The organism is Parabacteroides sp. PF5-9 (assembly GCF_029893105.1).
Classification (GTDB): domain Bacteria; phylum Bacteroidota; class Bacteroidia; order Bacteroidales; family Tannerellaceae; genus JARXWG01.
Map to the genome: position 1 here is coordinate 1 of NZ_JARXWG010000043.1, position 1,553 is coordinate 1,553.

General features: G+C 41.3%; 2 protein-coding genes. Both read left to right on the forward strand.

Annotation, left to right across the window (positions count from 1 at the left end; all coding sequences use genetic code 11):
• Positions 1-43: 43 nt before the first annotated feature.
• On the forward strand, positions 44-445 hold the full coding sequence (locus M2135_RS15510) for a transposase (protein WP_280749434.1): 402 nt from the start codon (positions 44-46) through the stop codon (positions 443-445).
• Positions 412-1,311: an IS3 family transposase gene (locus M2135_RS15515; RefSeq protein WP_280749435.1), complete on the forward strand. Its 900-nt coding sequence runs from the start codon at positions 412-414 to the stop codon at positions 1,309-1,311. The genes M2135_RS15510 and M2135_RS15515 overlap by 34 nt, the downstream gene beginning before the upstream one ends.
• Positions 1,312-1,553 lie beyond the last annotated feature (242 nt).

Sequence of the window (1,553 nt, forward strand, 5' to 3'; positions counted from 1 at the left end):
TGTCCTGTCCTGAAATAGGTTGTCATTCAACAAAAGTAAACTTATGTTAGAAACGAAACAAAATGGCAGTATTCGTTACAGCCGCTCATTAAAAATAGAAATAACACGTCGTTATTTATCAGAATCAATCAGCATTCGCAAACTATCTGTGGAGTATGGGATTAGTTTTGATACGGTTCGTCGTTATGTAACTCAGTACAGGTCAGAAGTATTGCGTTTATTCTTCTCAAATGATTTATCTTTGACGCGTATGAAAAAGGATAAAGATATCAAATCATTAGAGAAAGAGATACTTCGTTTGCAAGAGGAGTTGAAACTGACCCGAATCAAGGCTGAAGGTTATGAATATATGCTCCGCATTAGCGGCGAAGAATATGGGGAAGACCTGTTAAAAAAAGGCGTAGCCAAACAGTGGGATATCTCAAAAGAAGATACAGCGGAGTGAAGTTGGCAACACTTTGCAGCCTGTTTGGCTATACACGCCAGGCTTACTATAAGCAACAGCATGAAGGCATGAGACGTCATTTCATCCATGAAAGGGTGCTGGATATTGTTCGCCAAGAGAGGGAGTTACAACCCCGTATGGGAACCCGTAAACTCTATCATTTTTTGCATTACAAAGGGATTGATATAGGCCGTGACAAGCTTTATCGTCTCTTGCGGGAGAACGACCTGTTGGTTCGTCCCAGCAAACGCTTCTATGTAAGAACTACCCACGCCGATGGTGGTGCCCCTCATTATCCGAACCTGATAAGAGAGAAAGCAGTAACGGCTCCTAATCAGGTATGGGTATCGGATATTACTTACATAAGATTGGAAGAAGGTTTTGCCTATCTATCTCTCATTACGGATGCTTACTCCCGGAAAATAGTTGGTTATAGCCTCCATCCTTCTTTAGACACGGAAGGTTGTCTGAATGCCCTGAATATGGCTATGGGTTCGTTGTCCTGGAGTGAACTGAAAGGGGTTATACACCATTCTGACCGGGGGTGTCAGTATATGAGCAAAGCGTATGTGAAATTATTAAAGACAGCCGGCATACTGGTTAGTGTTACCCAGCATGGCGATCCTTATGAGAATGCTTTGGCAGAAAGGGTAAATGGGATCCTTAAGACAGAATGGATCAATCAGGAATCCTATGATCATTTTGATATGGCTCAAAAGCGTATAAAGGAAATTATTCTGTTATACAACTGCAAAAGACTGCATAGTTCAATCGGGTATAAGCCGCCTGAAGAGGTACACCGCCGCTCTTACAAACCCAAAAGGGGAACAAGTAACAAAGCGCTCTCTGTTGCAGGGAAAGTTTAGCTGAAGATTATTTTTCCTTTTCAAACACCCCGGCTTTTTGTGAAGGGTGTTCAAAAAGAAAAAATAATCAAGGGAAGGGAGGACGAAAAACGTCCCTGTTGTCAAGCAAACTGAACAAGAAATGTACACCGGTTAATTTTTTTGTAACTATGTTTGTAAACTCTTTTAAGGACCATGAGTGTTTTGGTCTTTTTCGAAACTTAGAAACAGTCAAACTTGACAACCAATTTTAGGACGGGACA